The sequence below is a fragment of the Rhizobium sp. Root1212 genome (assembly GCF_001424985.1).
GTDB lineage: Bacteria > Pseudomonadota > Alphaproteobacteria > Rhizobiales > Rhizobiaceae > Pararhizobium.
In genome coordinates this window covers 1-15,640 of the sequence record NZ_LMDA01000025.1, presented here as the reverse complement: position 1 = coordinate 15,640, position 15,640 = coordinate 1, and the positions used below count along the sequence as shown (strand labels likewise).

Sequence of the window (15,640 nt, the reverse complement as noted above, 5' to 3'; positions counted from 1 at the left end):
GACAAACGAAAACGAAAGGATCGAGAGGCAGTCAGATGCCGGCATACCAGTCGTAGCCGAAATCCTCCCAGAAGCCGCCCTTGCCGCGGCCATAGGGGGAAAGCGTCGAAGCAAGCTCGATGGAGCGGATATATTTTGCCATCTTGTATCCGAGCTGACGCTCGACACGCACACGGATCGGCGCGCCGTTCGCCACCGCCAGGGGCGCATCGTTGCAGCCATAGGCAAGGATCGTCTGCGGATGGCGGGCATCGATGAGATCGATCGATTCGTAGTAGCCGACGGTATCGGGCAGCCCGACATTCATGCTGTCGAAGCAATGGAAGACGACGAAGCGCGCCTCCGGCTTCACCTTCACCTCATCGAGCAGCCGCGACAGCGGCACGCCGGACCATTTGGCAATGCAGCTCCAGCCCTCGACGCAATCGTGCCGAGTGATCTGGGTGCGCGCCGGCATATTGCGCAGCTCATCGAGGCTATAGCTTTTCGGCTGTTCGACAAGCCCGTGAACCTGCAGCCGATAATCCGCAAAATTGCTCGTCTTCAGCGCAACATAGGCTTCTTCGTTCGGATCGGTCGATCCGTTCGGCCGCTGTCCCTGCCTGATTTCGGAAGAGGAGAATTCCGGCGCCAGAGCATCGGCGCCGATCAGCATGCGCTGGACGCGGTAGGTCAGCCCGTTGGCTACCGCCAGTCCCGCCCGCACGGAACTGCCGCCGGACAGAAAGCCGTCGAGCGCATCGCAGCCCGCAAGCGGCAGGGTCGAGGCGGCGATGCCGGCCGTCGTGAGGAACCGGCGGCGATCAAGGCGAAAGCGGCTCATGAATGGTCTCCTTCCGCACCTTCGGTGCGATAACGGCCGGTGATGATCGAGCGCAACTCGTTGAGCGGCCCGGCCGCCAGCACCATGACGATGTGAACGACGAAGAACAGCACCAGCGCGGCCATGCAGAAAAAATGGATCGTCCGCGCCGTCTGGCGGCCGCCGAACAGATCGAGAAGAAACGGCCATGCGGTATTCATGCCCGGCGACATCGTCAGCCCCGTCAGGATGACCAACGGGAAGACCACCAGCAACACACCGCCGTAGGAGAGTTTCTGCAGCACGTTGTAACGGCCGTCATGATGGAACCGCAGCCGCAGGTGATCGGCTATGCTGGCAGGCACGGCGCGCAGTTCCGCGCCGGTCGGCAGGATGTCGCGGCGGATATGGCCGTTGACGATGCCGGCCACGAGCCAGAACAGAAAAACCAGAGCGAAAACCCAGGCGAAAAAGAAATGGATCACACGGCCCGTCGCAAGGTCCTGATAGGAGGGCAGCGTCGCCCAGGCAGGAAAAGCGCGATAGGCGCGCGCCTCTTCCGGCCCGCTGACGCCGAGAATGCCGGTCGTATCGATATCGGTGCCGAAAATCGTGGTGACGCCCTCGATACCTCCATCCGCCGCGCGCAGGGTCTTGATCGACAGGATGTCGTTGGCGAACTCGAAACCGGATTGCTGGCCGATATAGAGCGTCGGATGGGCATTGAATATCTGCAGCCCGCTCAGGAGCAGAAAGAACAGGGCGATCGCCCAGCCCCAATGGGTCAGCCGCGTGACGAGGCGATGCCGCAGAATCACCCGGCCCTTTACAGAAGAATCATTGCCGACGATTGCTGCCATGGTTTGCCTCCCGTTGAGACAGACCTATCAAAGGCCTTGGAGGTTTCAACGCACATCTTTCTCAAGCGGGCGCACGAGCGCGTGAAAGGGCTGTGAAAACCGCCGTTTATCGCGGACGGGATGAAAAATTTCGTGAGCGTTTCCAGTGCCCCAAAGCCGGCACGGAAACCATCCATTAACCATTCAAGTGCAAATGTTCTCTCACATTCCGGACGCTGACCTTCAAGGACTGTTCATGTTTTCGCGCCCCTCTTCGATCCTTTGCGGCCTTGCCGCCGCCACGATCGCCGCCATCGGTCTCAGCGCCTCGCCGGCCCTCTCCGGCGATCGCGACAAAGCCTTCTTCGAGCAGGTCGCCGGCCAGTGGAAAGGGCCGGGCGAAATCGTCGCCGGCAAGTACAAGGGCACCAAATTCACCTGCGACCTGACGGGCGACATGCCGGATGGCTCCGTCACCGGCATCAAGCTCGACGGCTTCTGCCGCGTCGGCGTCTTCAAGCAGCCGATGTCCGCCCTCATCACCCGCGACGGCAAGAGCTACAGCGGCAAGTTCCTCGACGGCGCCGACGGCAAGGGCCTCGACATCATCTCGGGCAACGTCGCAAAGGACAAGGTGGTGGTCGGCATCAACCGCAAGAAGCTGAACGGCGCGATGATCGCCCGCCTGCAGAACGATCAGACGATGAACATCACCATTTCGGTGAAGGTCGAGGACACGATGGTTCCGGTGATCGGTCTCAGCCTCAACCGGCAGGTCGACAATATCGCCGTCGGCTCGATCAAGTAAGTTTTCGCTCTCCAGTGCAAAAAGGGCTCCGACCGGTTCGGAGCCTTTTTTGTTCTATGGCGCCGGGCGGGTTTGCCACCAGTCCGGGCTTGCCTCGGCGACCTCGATGCCGGTCGTATCAGCCTCGGAGAGCCAGTCGCGAACCGTTCGCCCTTCAACGACAAGGGCCGGAGCAAAATCGGCGAGCGGCATCAGCACGAAACCGCGCGCGGTCATGCGCGGATGCGGGATTTCGAGGCGATCATGCGTCTGCTTCAGGTCGTCGTAGGTCAGCACGTCGATATCGATGGTGCGCGGCCCCCAGCGCTCCAGCCGCTCCCGCTTCATCTCGCGCTCGATCGAAAGGCAGGCGTCGAGCAGCGCTTCAGGCGACAGCCGCGTCGACACCATCGCGCAGGCGTTGAAGAACCACGCCTGATCCGTCTTGCCCCAGGGCGGCGTCCGGTAAAGCCGCGAGACGGCGACGACATCGCAATCGTCTCGCTGATCGAGAAGCACGAGTGCCCGCGCGACCGATCCGGCCGCATCGCCGATATTGCCGCCGAGGCCAAGCGTGGCGGAATGCAGCTCAGGCATAATGTTCGACGGTCACTTCGACATAATCGAGAACGCCCGGCACGGGCGCATTCGGCTTGCGGATCGAAATCTTGGCGCGGCGAATCTGCGGGAAACGGGAACAGAGCGTCGTTGCCACCTCCAGCGCCAGCGCCTCGATCAGATAGCGGCGGCGGCCGGTGATGATCTTCTCGATCTCGGTGAAGGCAATGCCGTAATGCACGGTATCGTCGATGGAATCGTCCACCAGCGCCTGCCCCTGCTCGACATCGAGTTCGGCATCGACGAAGAAGCGCTGCCCGAGGAATTCCTCCTCGTCATGGACGCCATGACGCGCAAAGAAGGCGCAGTTCTTGAGCGTGATCGTATAGGTCGCAGTCATGGCTATTGTCCCGTTGTCTTTCTTTTTGCAGCCACCATAGCATCCGCCACGGCAAGCGCATCCCTGTTGATTGCGACATCATGCACGCGAAAAACCGCAGCGCCGGCCATCCTGAGGATTGCGGTCGTCGCCGCCGTCGCGACATCACGCTCCGCAGCCTCCCGGCCGGTCACAGCCGCGAGGAAACGCTTGCGCGACGTGCCGATCAGCCACGGGCGGCGAAATGCGAGAAGTTCGCCGAACCGCGCCATCAGGGCCAGATTCTCGTCGGTGTCCTTGGCAAAGCCGAAACCGGGGTCGAGGACGATATGGCTGTCGGCAACGCCAGCAGTCCGCGCGATCTCCAGCGAGCGTTCGAGGAAGGCAAACTGATCCTCGATGACATCGGCAAGCTTTTGCCGGTCGCGACCGGTGTGCATGATACAGAGCCCCGCCCCCGTCGAAGCCGCAACCTCGGCGATATCCGGTTCGCGCTGCAGCCCGTGCACGTCGTTGACGATATGGGCGCCGGCCGCAACCGCAAGCCGCGCGGTCTCGGCGCGATAGGTGTCGATCGAAATCACCGCATCGCCTGCCTTCGCCAGCGCTTCGATGACCGGCAGCACCCGATCCTGCTCCTCGGCGGCCGACACCGGCGCGGCATCCGGCCGGGTCGATTCCCCGCCGATATCGAGAATGGCCGCCCCCGCCTCGAAACAGCGCAGCGCCCGATCGATGGCCGCCTGCGGATCGAAATAGAGGCCGCCATCGGAGAAGGAATCCGGCGTCGCATTGACGATCGCCATCAGCAGGCCCGCCGGGCCGAGCGTCAGGCTGCGACCATGGGCAAGCCGCCACTCGAAGGGCGCGAAGGGATCGAACCCGTTCCCGAGGTCCGCCGGGCGTTGCGACGACGTCATTATTGTCCTCCCTGGATGACCGGAGGCGCCCAAAACGCCCGCGATCTTCCGACATGGTAAAAGGGCGCCAAGCACCTGCAAACATGCAGCTTTCGGCTCGGCCGGCGGTCGTACTGCCACGGCGCGAGCGATGATTTGCTGTTGCACTCCCGCTGGCTATGCCCCAAGGTCCCCGTCAGTTCAACTGCCGAGACTGCGCTTTTCCATGCCCATCGCCCGCCTTTCCATCATCGCCCTTCTTTCCCTGACCTTCGTTACCGGTGGCGCGGCCAGGGCCGAGACGGTGATGAACAAGACGGTCACCTATTATTCGATCGGCGGCCGCACCGCGGCCGACCTCGACGAGGCGCTTTCGGCCGGCGGCCCAATGATGAAATCGACCGGCAACCGCCATCCCGGCGCCACCCGCATCAAGTTCGGCGGTACGGTGACCTATGTCCGGCGCGGCGACCTCTGCGCGGTCGGAAGCGCCAAAGTGACGCTCAGCACCAGGCTCATTCTGCCCCGCTGGAAGAACCGCAACAAGGCCGGCACGGAACTGGCGCTGGTCTGGGACACGCTTTCGAGCGACATCAAGCGCCATGAGGAGCGCCACGCCGAAATCGCCCGCAACCATGCCCGCCAGCTGGAAAAAACCTTCCTTGCCCTGAAGCCGCAGGCCGATTGCGACCGCATGCAGGCCGCCGTCACCCGCGCCAGCGAACTCGGCATCCAGGAGCACGACCGCGACCAAGCGCGCTTCGACAAGGTCGAGGCCACCAATTTCGACAAGCGCATGGTGCGGCTGTTGAAGTACAAGCTGGATCAGCTTCAAAAACCAAAGGCGCCCTGAGCCCCTAGGAAAGTATTCTCCCCTCAAAGAAGGGGACCTTTCTTCCACAAGGAATGTCATCGCGACGAAGCAAGGAAAACCCTTCAATATTGATGGGATATCTTGTGTGACACGCGCCTGCCAACAGTATCTCATTGGTAAATTCTAGTGGTAGAAGACTGAGGCAAGATCGGCTATTGTCCAATCATCGAAGGAAGACGACATCCCAAGACGTCCCTTCCGATGAATTGCTTCAGCCGAAGGAAACGACCATGACGGTCGTTCGGCAAGACATATGGTTTCGCGTTGAACGGCTCCGGCAGGAGCGATTTTCGACCTGCCTTCCGCCACAGCGCATGTGTCGCGTGTTCTCCTGGCGTATCCCCAGTGCAGCAGATGCTCCCTCCCTCATCTGCATGCGATGCGCCCTCCTGGCCTCGCTCGCCCGTTTCGGCAAGCGAGGCTTTTTTTGGCTGGCGTTTTTTAGGCCTGACGCTCGGGCACATGAACGACGAGCCCGTCGAGGGCATCGCTCATCTTGATCTGACAGGAGAGCCGCGACGTCGGCTTCACCTCGTAGGCGAAATCCAGCATGTCCTCTTCCATCGCTTCCGGCGGGCCGACGATCGCCGTCCAGGCGTCGTCGACATAGACATGACAGGTGGCGCAGGCGCAGGCGCCGCCACATTCCGCCTCGATGCCCGGCACGGAATTGCGCACGGCATTTTCCATGACGGTCGAACCGTTCTGAACGTCGAAGTCGTGTTGGGTGCCGTCGAAGGCAATGATGGTAAGCTTGGTCATGATGGTTCCGGCTGCCGTTGTCTCTTGCAACCGCGCCGGCACATCACTGAGGAACCGGGCGCGATCGAATTGTTGTTGGTGGAAGCGCTACGCCCTGCACTTCCGCTTTGCCTGTGCGGCTTGGTCCTCGACATCTGCCGGAGGCTCCGGCAGAAACGCGGCGAATGGGCCGAAGTTCTTCCACGAAAAGCTTTCGCCCGTCAACTCTCGGATGGCCGGACACGCAAAAGCGACCCGTGGCGTCTCGCCGCAACGGGTCGCAGGGATGGTTTTCGGAAAAAGCCTAAAGCACGTCTCGCAAAAGTGTGCAGCGGTTTTGCGAAAAGACATGCGTAGAAGCAAAGAGCTAAAGCTTACTGCGCGAATCTGAAAGATCGCGACACGCTTTAGCGGCTGAACTTCAGGATAAACAACTCGGCATCCAGCACCGCTGCGCTGAGCGCCCCGATATAGGCCGGGTTTGCCGGAGCCTTCTCGATGGCGGCGGCATTTTCGGCAACGGCAAAGGCGCCGACGGCAAGGGCCGCGCCCTTCAGGCGATGCGCCGTTTCCGCGCGGGCGGCGTCGGCATCGTCGATCAGCGTCTTCAGCAACTGGCGCGCCTGCCGGGCAAACAACTGCAGCACTTCGGCTTCGAGCGCCTTGTCGCCCATGGTCTGGGCTTCGAGGTGAACGAGGTCGATCGCCCGCGCCGCGGTCGCGCGGGGGCTCAATGAATTGTCGGGAGCTTCGAATGCAATCTTAAGTGCCGCCATGTGCCAATATCCTAGCTTTGTTATCTCGACCGACGGGCTTGAGCGAAACGATCCCCGTATTCGCGCCGGACGGACAGGCTTTCCAGCATTGCAAGGCATTCTGCCGAAAGCGACGCTGCTATCGAATTAAAAACCGGCCGAATGAAGGCGGATTTCGCGTCGTATGGTTAACGGCCGTTAAAGCGCGCGAATCCAAGGGTTTCAGGCCTTTGCATGCAGACAGCGCCTTAAGAAATTGTTAGCATTTTAACGAATGCCCAGGGGCCTTAATTGTAAGAAACCGGGGAATGTGTCAGTACGATACGTTGAAAGTCCTGTTTTTGGCCGCAAAGCCATGAACAGAACCCGGTGGCGGCTGAAAAGCGCCACGATGCGTGATTGGAAATAGGGTGAGGCAAGAGTGGTGCGATCTCGCGTACCTTGCCGCCACCGTCCGGACCGGAAGCCCGATGCAGCGCCGCTGCGAAAGGCTCGCCCGGCAGGACAGTTTAGTAACGAGGCGTATCCGCATGGCGACGAACAAGACCAACGAGTCAATCGACGACAAGGCATTTCAGGCGCTGGAAGACGCCCTGAAAATCGACTTCGACGAGCTGAAGTCCGCCGTCAGCGACAAGGCCGCCCCGGAAACCGCCGAGACGGCGAAGCGCGCGGCCCCTGCCCCCGCCGCATCGCAGGCGAAGCCGGCCCGCAGCCAGGAGGCGCCGAAGAGCCTTGCGCCCGAGCCTGCGCCGCGCAGCCCCTCGCTCGCGCCGGCCAATGACGATTCCCGCAAGACGCCCGCCGCCGTGCTGCGCTCGCTCGACATCCGCTCCAGCCGCACCGCCATGCGCGTCGCAGCGCTCGTTTCGCTGCTATGGGTCGTCGGCGGCATCGGCATCGCCAATCTTCTCTATGGCCCGGAGATCTGGCAGATCCGCTCTCTGAGCGACCTCGCAGCCATGCCGGGCGCGATCGGCGTTGCGATCTTCACCATCCTGCCGGTGATGCTGTTCTTCTCCTTCGCTATGATGATGTCGCGCGCACATGAACTGCGCAGCGCCGCCCGCTCCATGGCCGAAGTCGCCCTTCGCCTCGCCGAGCCGGAAACGGCCGCTTCCGAGCGCATCATGACGGTCGGTCAGGCCGTGCGGCGCGAAGTTTCGGCCATGAACGAAGGCATCGAGCGCACCATCGCCCGCGCCACCGAGCTGGAAGCGCTGGTGCATTCCGAAGTAAACGCTCTGGAACGCAGCTACAGCGACAACGAGTTGCGCGTGCGCACCCTCGTCCAGGAACTCGGCCTCGAGCGCGAAGCCATCGTCGGCCATGCCGAGCGCATCCGCTCGTCGATTTCCGGCGCCCATACCCAGCTCAAGGACGAACTGAGCCAAGCCAGCGACGAGATCGGCTCGCGCCTTGCGACCTCGGGCGAAGCCTTCGCCTCGATGATCGAGACCCGCGCCGCGACCCTGATGGAACGCTCCACCAACGCCGCGCAGACGATCGACGCGATGCTGTCGACCCGCACCGACGCCATGCTTTCCGGCCTGACGACGGCCGGCGTCAAGCTCAGCAACGAGTTCGACACCCGTCTCGAAACCCTGAGCCAGACGCTTGCCAAGCGCGGCCAGCAGCTGCTCGGCCAGTTCGAAACCCGCGCGTCGACGCTCGACGCCAATACCGAAAAGCTCAATGCCGCGCTCAACGAGCGCGCCCGTCAGCTCAACGAAACCCTGATCGCCCGCACTCGCGACCTGAACGAAAGCCTGAATATCGGCCAGCAGGCGATCACCGGCGGCCTCGAAGACATCCTGCATTCGATGAACGCCACCCTCGACGAAAAGGGCGCGAGCTTCCGCCAGAGCCTGAAGACCAGCGCCGACGATGCGATCATGGATCTCGACCTGCGCTCCGGCTTTTTCGAGGAAAAGCTGCAGACCACGGTCGGCCAGCTGGCGACCGCATTCGACGGCCGCTTCCACGAATTCGCCTCTGCCTTCGACAAGCGCGCCGGCCTGCTCGACAGCAAGTTGACCGAAAGCCTTGCTCGCATCAACGAGACCGTGACCGGCGGCTCCGACGCGATCGGCGGCATCCTCGACAGGAACATCGAAAAATTCGAATCCGCGCTTGCCGATCAGTCGCTGACGCTCGCGACCACGCTCGGCACGACGCAGGATTTCATCGAGGAGACGATCAACAACCGCACCGCGGCCCTTGGCGATGCGCTGGGCAATGCTCACCAGAAGATCGACGAGGTTCTCTCTGAGCGGTCCGGCACGCTGATGAGCGCGCTGACCGCCGCCCAGGACCGCATCGAGACCGGCTTTGCGAGCCGCGCCAGCGCGCTGGAAACCGCCCTTGGCGAAACCCAGCAGCGTGTCGGCGAAGCTCAGGACCGTATCGCCCAGACGCTCGACACCCGCACCGGCGGTTTCATCGACGGCCTACAGGCCATTCACGACCGCATCGAAACCACGCTCGCCAACCGCAGCGACGAGATCACCAGCGCTATCGCCGCAACGCATCACAAACTCGACAACACGCTGGCCGAGCGCACGCTCGATCTGTCCGGCGTTCTGGCGGCAAGCACCCAGGCGATCGATGGCGCCTTCGACGGCACGGCCGAACGCATCGATGCGATCATGGCCGAGCGCACCGGCGCGCTTTCGAATGTGCTGGCAACCTCCGTCGGCTCGTTCGACGCCACCGTCAACAGCACGACCGATCGCCTCGACACCATGCTCGCCGCGCGCCACCGCGCCATCGGCGAAACGCTGGGAAGCTCGGTCGGCGCCATCGAATCGGTGATCGGCGGAACTGCCGAACGTCTCGAAACCGTGCTTTCCGAGCGAGCGCTGGGCCTTGGCAGCACGCTTGCCCTCTCCGTCGATGCCATCGAGACTGCCGTCAGCGGAACCGCCGAGCGTCTCGAAAGCGTTCTTTCCGATCATACCCTTGCTCTTAGCAGCACGCTCGGGCTCTCGGTCGATGCTATCGAAACCGCCGTCAGCGGAACCGCCGAACGCCTCGACAGCGTGCTTTCCGACCACACCCTTGCCCTCAGTAGTACGCTCGGGCTCTCGGTCGATGCTATCGAAAGTGCCGTCAGCGGAACCGCCGAGCGCCTCGACAGCGTGCTTTCCGACCGCGCGCTCGGCCTCAGCAGCACGCTCGCCCTCTCCATCGATGCCATCGAGACCGCCGTCGGCGGCACGGCCGAACGCCTCGACAGCGTGCTGTCCGACCGCACCCGCGCTCTTGGCGACACACTCTCGACCGCGGCCAAGGCCATCGAGACGACCGTTGGCGACACCACCGAACGCCTCGACACGCTGCTGACCAAACGCCATCAGGCCATCGGCGAGACATTGGGCAGCTCGGTCGGCGCCATCGAATATGTGATCAGCGGCACCACCGAACGCCTCGACAACGTGCTTTCCGACCGTCAGCGGGCACTCGGCGAAACCCTGTCCAGCCATGCCGATCGGCTCGACAACACGCTTGCCGCGCGCTCCGAGGAGATCGCCGGCATCATGTCGTCGCGTGCCAACGAGATGGCCGATACGCTGAGCAGCCGCGCCGAAGACGTCGCCGACAGCCTGTCCTACCGCGCGACCGCAATCGCCGAAACCATGGCCGACCGCGTCGGTGACATCGAGAGCCAGCTTTCGAACCGCGTGGGCGCAATTGCCGAAAACCTCGCCGGTCGCGTCGGCGAGATCGCCGGTGCGATGACCAACGCCTCCGGCCAGATTGCCGATACGCTGTCGAACCACGCTTCCGCGCTCGCTGCCAGCATGGTCGAGCGTACGGGCGAGATCGAGCGCACCCTCTCCGGCCGCGCCGAGCAGCTCGCCGGCGCGCTCAACGCCACCCACGAGCAGATCCGCACCACCCTCGACCAGCGGATCGAGGCGATCAACACCGCCGTCGACCAGGGCAAGACCCAGCTTTCCGATCTGCTCGGCGATCAAGCGCTGTCGATCGCGACCTCGCTCGCCACCAGCACCAGCATGCTGGAAATGTCGCTGGACGAGCGCCAGGCGGCTATCGCCGGTACCATCGACCGTGGCGCCGAGGCCCTGGAACAGCGCCTGCAGTCGAGCACTGCCCATCTCGCCGGCCAGCTCGTCGATACCGCCGAGCAGATCGGCCGCGCCTCCGATGCGCTCAGCTCCCGCATGGATACCTCGCTTTCGGCGATCAACAGCCGTCTGGATGAAACCGGCAGCCGCATCGAAACCAGCCTCGGCTCGCTGGAAGACCGCATCCGCAACAGCATCGGCGGCGTCGACGATATGGTCGACAATGCCGGCCGCCGAATTGCCGATACGCTCGATAGCCGCACCGGCGAACTGCAGCGCATTGCCGAAACCACCACGGCGCGGATTTCCGACACGCTTTCCGGCCGTGTCGCCGAACTCGGCTCTGCCAGCGAAGACGCAAGCCGCCGCATCGCCGATGCCCTCGACAGCCGCACCGGTGAACTGCAGCGGATGGCCGAAACCACGACGGCGCGCATTTCCAATACGCTTGCCGACCGTGTCGCCGAACTGGGTTCCGTCAGCGAAAGCGCAAGCCGCCGCATCGCCGACACGCTCTCCGAGCATGCAGAGCAGATCGACCGCGCCAGCGAGGCCGCCGCAAGCCGGATCGAAGCGAGCATCGAAGGCGGCACGGGCCGCATCGAGGAACGCCTCGGCACCATGGACCGCGCCCTCAATATCGGCCTCGACAATGTCAGCCGTACCATCGAGGGGAAGGCCGCCGTGCTGGTCACCGGCCTGCGTAGCGCCGTCAGCGACGCCTCCCAAGGCATCGATGCGGAAGCCGCCCGCTCCTCGGCCATGTTGAGCAAGGCGGGCGAAGACTTCGCCCAGGCGCTCGCCGCCCGTCAGGCAGACTTCCAGTCGGCCGTCGAACAGTCCGCCGCCACCGCCGCCATGCGCAGCGCCGAACTCGCCCGCTCGGTGGGCGCCGCCTCGGATAACGCCGTCTCCCGCATTTCCGATGCGCAATCGGCATTGGCCCAGCAGAACGCGAACCTGCAGCAAGGCATCGCCGAGGTCGAAAAGGCCCTGGAAGCCCGTGGCAACGCGATCCGCTCGACGCTGGACGAACGCACCCGCGAGCTGAATTCGATGCTCTCCGGCCGAACCTCCGAACTGTCGCGCCTCATCGACGAGCAGGCCCGCCCAGTCATCGAACAGTATGCGCAGGTCGGCCGCGATGCCGCCGAGCGTATCTCCGCCGCAGCAGAAGACAGCGCTGCCCGCCTGCGCGCCGAAAATGCGGCCCTTGTCGACAACTTGGCAAGCCGCACCGGCGAAACGCTGAACGCCATCTCCACCCGCGCCGAGGAAACGGCCAATGCGATGCGCATGGTGGAAAACCGCCTGCAGTCGACCGCTGCCGGCCTGATCGAACAGCTGGCCGCAAGCAACACCGCCATCTCCGGCGTTATCGAGCAGGCAAGCGCCAATCTCGGCCAAATGGACGAGAAGCTGGAATCGACCACCGCGCGCTTCACCGAATCCGCGAGCCGCGCGTCCGATATGCTCGCCTCGTCTTCCCGCCTGCTCGAAGGCCGGGTGGACAAGCTCGTCGGCATCTCCGGCGAAACCTTGTCGCAGATCGGCAGCATCGTCGGTCGCTTCGAGGATCACTCCAAGGTGCTGGGGCAGGCATCCGATCTTCTGGCCGCCGCCCAGTCCAATCTTGTCAGCACGCTCGAAGAGCGCCAGGATGCGCTGCGCACCCTCTCCGTCGGCCTCGTCAGCCGCTCGGAAGAGATCGAAAAGACCATGCACGCGCTCGAAGGCTTCGTTGACGGCGCCTTCCAGCGCGCCGAGGAGCGATCCGGCATGGTGGCCGCAAACCTGCGCGCCGGCATCCAGACCTCGTTCCACGACGTCGGCCGTCTCCTGACCCAGACCGAGGAACGCGCCACCTCCGCCGCCCAGGCGATGAGCGCCGCCATCACCAAGGCTGGCGAAGAGGCCAGCGCCTCTGTCGAAAGCGTCTTTAGCCAGGCCGAGGAGCGCTCCCGCGAGATCGCAGGCAACCTGCGCACCGGCGTCCGCTCCTCCTTCGCGGACGTCAACAAGACGCTGGCAGAGACTGAGGAACGCACCGCAAGTGCAGCGGAAGCGATGCGCAACGCCGTCGCCAAGGCCAGCGAGGAAGCTGGCCTTTCGATCGAGAACGCCTTTGCCCGTGCCGAGGAGCAATCCAAGGACGTCGCGGGCCGCCTGCGCGGCAGCGTCGGTGCCTCCGTCTCCGATATCGACCGCATGCTGACTGAAAGCGGTAAGAAATCCGACCTCGCCGCGGACAAGATGCGCGAAGGCCTTCGCCAGGCCGTCGAAGAAGCGATTGCCCGCTTCAGCGGCGCAACCGAGGAGATTCGCCGCTCGGCAGGCGAGATCCGCAAGGAACTCGACATGACCCGCGAGGAACTGAAACGCGGCGCCTTCGATCTTCCGGAAGAAGCCAAGGAAAATGCGTCCGTTATGCGCCGCGCCGTGGCCGAGCAGATCAAGGCATTGCAGGAACTGTCCGACATCATCGGCAAGTCTTCCAGCCAGCTGGAAATCGCCCATCCGACCCCTGCCCGCGCGGCAGCCGTTCAGCAGCCGGCTCCGGCCACCCGCCTGACGCCGCAGCCGGATATCGCCGCCGTCCTGCAGGAGAACCAGCAGCCGGCCCTGCGCGGCAGCCTGCCGCTCGAAAGTCGCCCGGCTGAACGCCCCGTCGCGCGCCCGGCTACCGCCCAGACGCAGCCCGTCCCCGCCAGCACCAATCGTGCCGGCGAGGAAGGCGGCAGCGGCTGGATGCGTGACCTGCTCCGTGGCGCTTCGCGTGAAGAAAGCCAGCCGGCTGCCGCGCCCGCGCAGCGTCCGGCTGAAACCCCGGCAACCCGCGCCAGCGAAAGCCGCAATCCGCGGCATGTGATGGAATCGCTGAACTCGCTTTCCGTCGATATCGCCCGCGCCATCGATCACGATGCCTCGGTCGATCTATGGCGCCGCTACCAGCGCGGCGAGCGCGATGTCTTCACCCGCCGGCTCTACACGCTGAAGGGCCAGCAGACCTTCGACGAGATCAAGCGCAAGTATGACCGCGAACCGGAATTCCGCTCGGCCGTCGATCGCTATATCGGTGACTTCGAGAAGTTGCTCGCCGACATCGCCCGCAACGATCGCGACAAGGTGATGACCCAGAACTACCTGACTTCGGACACCGGCAAGGTTTACACCATGCTCGCCCACGCCGCCGGCCGCTTTAGCTGATCGGTCTTATTGGTCGCATGACACGCTTAAAAAATCCCGCTTCGGCGGGATTTTTTGTGTTGATTTCAGGGAAATGGAAGTCAAGACGGCTTCAGTGCAAACTGAGATCGGCTTTTCAGGTAATGCATGCCCTGTTCGCCAAATTTGGTGCGGACGACGGGGATCGAACCCGTATAGCCTAAGGCCGAGAGATTTTAAGTCTAAAAAACAATGACATACGGGGGTATGTGGAGCTGTTTCATGGCTTACATGCCCTTGTTTTCGCGACATCATCATCGTGTAGGGCCGTGTCGGACCTGGTCTCGTACCGGGCCTGACGTCGGGTCCGGGCTCGAAGATGAGGATCACGGAACATGGGTACGAAGCTAACACAGGGAACGGTCAACCGAATAGCCGAGGAGCACGAGGCAGGCGCGCAAGTCTATGATGCCGATGTGTCGGGGCTGCGCATTGCAGTGGGCAGCAAGTCCTGCAGCTACAAGCTGGTAGGACGGATCAATGACGGAAGCGACCGATATATCTCCATCATCATCGGCCGCACCGACGAGGTGAGCCTCAAGGCTGCGCGCGAAAAGGCGGCAGAATTGAAGCTTGCGCTTCGGCGCGGCGAAGATCCGCGGGCGCCCAAGCGGACAGTGCCAAGCCTGCGGACGGCATGGACACGATATAAGGAAACCCGAGGCCGCGAACTCCAGGCCAGCACTACCGCGTGGTACGAGCGGAAGGTGCTCGATGTCCTGAAGCCAATTCTGGATATTCCATTGGACAAGCTTGATCGCGAGACGGTTCGTGCCCTCCATGAGAAGATCACGAAGAAGAACGGACCCTATGGCGCCAATGGCGCCATGCGTGCCCTCAAAGCTGTCTACAATGACGCTGCCCGTACCCAAGATCTGCCACCGAACCCTGTTAGCCGAGCGGTGAGGATGAACAAGGAGACGCCTCGCAAGTGGGCGCTTGATGCGGCGGGTCTGACGGAAGCGTGGCGCTGCCTCGATGAGATGGAAGATCGGATCAGGGCGGCATGCTGGACGGTCATGCTGCTGACCGGCCTGCGATCACACGATGCACGGTCGATGCGGTGGGAGCATCTCGACGCGGATGGCGTCCTGACGGTTCCATCGCCGAAGGGCGGAGTTGACAGGGCGTTCCGGCTGCCGTTGCCGCGCCATCTGCTTCAGGTCCTTGAAAGGGTCAGGCAGGAAACCGCACCGCTGGAAAGTCCGTTCGTATTTCCCTCCACAAGCAAGTCCGGCCACATCGAGGAGATGAGGCGTACGGGCGAATTTTTGCATGCTCCACATCAGATGCGTCATACTTATCGGACGTGGTCGCTTGAGGCGGGCGTGGACATGCAGACGGTCACGCTGCTGATGAACCATCGGCCTGCTGGTGTGACATGGGGATACGTCACCCGCGCTCATCTTCTCGGCCATATGCGTGAAGCGCAAGAGAAGGTTTGCGCCGCCTTGGTCAAGCACCGGGGCGGCTGAAAACGCCCTCCACACGGTCCGGCATGAAACGTTGGTATGTCACGACCTGCCACTTCGGTAGCCTTTCCCGATCTGAACACAGATCGGAAAGGACCGAAACATGGAACAGCTTTGTTGATTTCCACTGAGAGCTGACCCGGCGCAGCCAGATATTTCCATTGAGAATTGACCCATGTTTCAACCGTCCCTCGCATGTTTTCAGCGGGGGCTCTGGA

General features: G+C 63.1%; 12 protein-coding genes. 4 read left to right on the top strand and 8 right to left on the bottom strand.

Annotated features, from left to right (window positions below):
* Nucleotides 1-31 precede the first annotated feature (31 nt).
* Nucleotides 32-823 carry a molybdopterin-binding protein gene (locus ASC86_RS21260; protein WP_056326022.1) on the bottom strand — a complete coding sequence of 264 codons (792 nt, stop codon included), beginning with the start codon at nucleotides 821-823 and terminating at the stop codon, nucleotides 32-34.
* Entirely contained in the window at nucleotides 820-1,662 is an 843-nt protein-coding gene (locus ASC86_RS21255) for a cytochrome b/b6 domain-containing protein (protein ID WP_056326019.1), read from the bottom strand. Before ASC86_RS21255 ends, ASC86_RS21260 begins: the two co-directional genes overlap by 4 nt.
* Nucleotides 1,663-1,897: 235 nt before the next feature.
* Between ASC86_RS21255 and ASC86_RS21250 the strand changes: the two genes are divergently transcribed.
* Nucleotides 1,898-2,449: a hypothetical protein gene (locus ASC86_RS21250; protein ID WP_056326542.1), complete on the top strand. Its 552-nt coding sequence runs from the start codon at nucleotides 1,898-1,900 to the stop codon at nucleotides 2,447-2,449.
* A gap of 54 nt (nucleotides 2,450-2,503) precedes the next feature.
* Here the strand turns inward: ASC86_RS21250 and folK are convergent, their stop codons facing one another.
* From folK to folP, 3 genes are read right to left on the bottom strand one after another with little or no spacing between them, the layout of a single operon-like run.
* Nucleotides 2,504-3,025 carry a 2-amino-4-hydroxy-6-hydroxymethyldihydropteridine diphosphokinase gene (folK, locus tag ASC86_RS21245; RefSeq protein ID WP_056326016.1) on the bottom strand — a complete coding sequence of 174 codons (522 nt, stop codon included), beginning with the start codon at nucleotides 3,023-3,025 and terminating at the stop codon, nucleotides 2,504-2,506.
* Complete coding sequence (folB, locus tag ASC86_RS21240; RefSeq protein ID WP_056326013.1) at nucleotides 3,018-3,386, bottom strand: dihydroneopterin aldolase; 369 nt, start codon at nucleotides 3,384-3,386, stop codon at nucleotides 3,018-3,020. Before folB ends, folK begins: the two co-directional genes overlap by 8 nt.
* Before the next feature lie 2 nt (nucleotides 3,387-3,388).
* Entirely contained in the window at nucleotides 3,389-4,285 is an 897-nt protein-coding gene (gene folP / locus ASC86_RS21235; RefSeq protein ID WP_056326009.1) for a dihydropteroate synthase, read from the bottom strand.
* Nucleotides 4,286-4,490: 205 nt separating this feature from the next.
* Here folP and ASC86_RS21230 point away from each other — a divergent pair, with 205 nt between their 5' ends.
* Nucleotides 4,491-5,117 (top strand): DUF922 domain-containing protein, encoded by a 627-nt coding sequence (locus tag ASC86_RS21230; RefSeq protein WP_056326006.1) that lies wholly within the window; start codon nucleotides 4,491-4,493, stop codon nucleotides 5,115-5,117.
* Nucleotides 5,118-5,579: 462 nt separating this feature from the next.
* On the opposite strand, the gene ASC86_RS21225 is transcribed toward ASC86_RS21230, so the two are convergent.
* Together ASC86_RS21225 and ASC86_RS21220 are read right to left on the bottom strand one after the other, a co-directional pair.
* Nucleotides 5,580-5,900: a 2Fe-2S iron-sulfur cluster-binding protein gene (locus ASC86_RS21225; RefSeq protein ID WP_056326003.1), complete on the bottom strand. Its 321-nt coding sequence runs from the start codon at nucleotides 5,898-5,900 to the stop codon at nucleotides 5,580-5,582.
* 386 nt (nucleotides 5,901-6,286) lie between these two features.
* A complete protein-coding gene (locus ASC86_RS21220) occupies nucleotides 6,287-6,655 on the bottom strand; it encodes an Hpt domain-containing protein (RefSeq protein WP_056326000.1) in 369 nt (122 codons plus the stop codon).
* Between the two features lie 509 nt (nucleotides 6,656-7,164).
* On the opposite strand from ASC86_RS21220, the gene ASC86_RS21215 reads away from it, so the two are divergent.
* The gene (locus ASC86_RS21215) at nucleotides 7,165-13,932 is read left to right on the top strand and encodes a kinesin (protein ID WP_056325998.1); all 6,768 of its coding nucleotides are present in this window, start codon (nucleotides 7,165-7,167) and stop codon (nucleotides 13,930-13,932) included.
* Between the two features lie 353 nt (nucleotides 13,933-14,285).
* Nucleotides 14,286-15,425 carry a tyrosine-type recombinase/integrase gene (locus tag ASC86_RS21210; protein ID WP_056325994.1) on the top strand — a complete coding sequence of 380 codons (1,140 nt, stop codon included), beginning with the start codon at nucleotides 14,286-14,288 and terminating at the stop codon, nucleotides 15,423-15,425.
* Here ASC86_RS21210 and ASC86_RS26415 read toward each other — a convergent pair.
* The coding region (locus ASC86_RS26415; RefSeq protein ID WP_210170362.1) for a hypothetical protein at nucleotides 15,406-15,640 on the bottom strand (235 nt) is incomplete at its 5' end. The genes ASC86_RS21210 and ASC86_RS26415 overlap by 20 nt on opposite strands.

Excerpts from the sequence above, each read along its gene's own strand:
- ASC86_RS21230 (WP_056326006.1), top strand. The coding sequence starts at position 4,491 with ATGCCCATCGCCCGCCTTTCCATCATCGCCCTTCTTTCCCTGACCTTC.
- folP (WP_056326009.1), bottom strand. The coding sequence starts at position 4,285 with ATGACGTCGTCGCAACGCCCGGCGGACCTCGGGAACGGGTTCGATCCC.
- ASC86_RS21210 (WP_056325994.1), top strand. The coding sequence starts at position 14,286 with ATGGGTACGAAGCTAACACAGGGAACGGTCAACCGAATAGCCGAGGAG.
- ASC86_RS21250 (WP_056326542.1), top strand. The coding sequence starts at position 1,898 with ATGTTTTCGCGCCCCTCTTCGATCCTTTGCGGCCTTGCCGCCGCCACG.
- ASC86_RS21255 (WP_056326019.1), bottom strand. The coding sequence starts at position 1,662 with ATGGCAGCAATCGTCGGCAATGATTCTTCTGTAAAGGGCCGGGTGATT.
- ASC86_RS21220 (WP_056326000.1), bottom strand. The coding sequence starts at position 6,655 with ATGGCGGCACTTAAGATTGCATTCGAAGCTCCCGACAATTCATTGAGC.
- ASC86_RS21215 (WP_056325998.1), top strand. The coding sequence starts at position 7,165 with ATGGCGACGAACAAGACCAACGAGTCAATCGACGACAAGGCATTTCAG.
- folK (WP_056326016.1), bottom strand. The coding sequence starts at position 3,025 with ATGCCTGAGCTGCATTCCGCCACGCTTGGCCTCGGCGGCAATATCGGC.
- folB (WP_056326013.1), bottom strand. The coding sequence starts at position 3,386 with ATGACTGCGACCTATACGATCACGCTCAAGAACTGCGCCTTCTTTGCG.
- ASC86_RS21260 (WP_056326022.1), bottom strand. The coding sequence starts at position 823 with ATGAGCCGCTTTCGCCTTGATCGCCGCCGGTTCCTCACGACGGCCGGC.
- ASC86_RS21225 (WP_056326003.1), bottom strand. The coding sequence starts at position 5,900 with ATGACCAAGCTTACCATCATTGCCTTCGACGGCACCCAACACGACTTC.